1 pseudogene is annotated in these 624 nt (G+C 80.4%); it reads right to left on the reverse strand.

Annotation, left to right across the window (positions count from 1 at the left end):
* Nucleotides 1–624 (reverse strand): annotated as a pseudogene (locus tag IH13_RS0118155) (CDP-glycerol:glycerophosphate glycerophosphotransferase); the annotation flags it as partial.

The raw sequence follows: 624 nt of genomic DNA on the forward strand, positions 1-624 counted from the left end.
CCGGCGGCCGAGCCGGAAGGCGGCCCCCGGGGCGTCCAGCGGCAGCCGGGCGGCGAGTGCGGCCAGGGTCCGTACGGGGCGGCCGTCCGCGTGCAGCTCCCAGTCGCCCTCCCGGGGCGGGGGCGGCAGGACCGCCGCGAACCGGCCGTCCGGCAGCCGCTCCTGAGGCACCGCCAGGGTCTCCCCCAGGGTGCTGTGCCGCAGCACGAGCGCCCCGGCCCCGGCCCCGGTACCGCTGACGCGCAGTCCTCCCGCCGGGGCCGGTTCGGCCCGGTCCGCGAGCGGCCCGGCGGGCACCTCCACCACCAGGTCGCCCGAGGCGTCGGCGAAGGCGGGCGGCGGCAGGTCCGGGGCGGCGGCCAAGGGCACCCGGACCCCGTCGGTCACGAGCACAGCCCGCCACCGGCCCTCCGGGCCGTCCGCCGCCAGCTCCGCGAGGGGGACGCGCACGGTGAAGCGGCCGTCCGCCGAGCGCACCGGGCAGGAGTGTTCCGGGGCGCCGTCCCGGGTCAGCACCAGGGCCGTGGGCCGGGCGCCGGTGGGGGCCCGGCCGGTGAGCTCCAGGGCGTCGGCCCCGCCGTCATGGGCGTCGGCCACGGCGCTGTCTCTTATACACATCTCTGA

This window comes from Streptomyces sp. NRRL WC-3549 (assembly GCF_000721935.1).
Classification (GTDB): Bacteria; Actinomycetota; Actinomycetes; order Streptomycetales; family Streptomycetaceae; genus Streptomyces.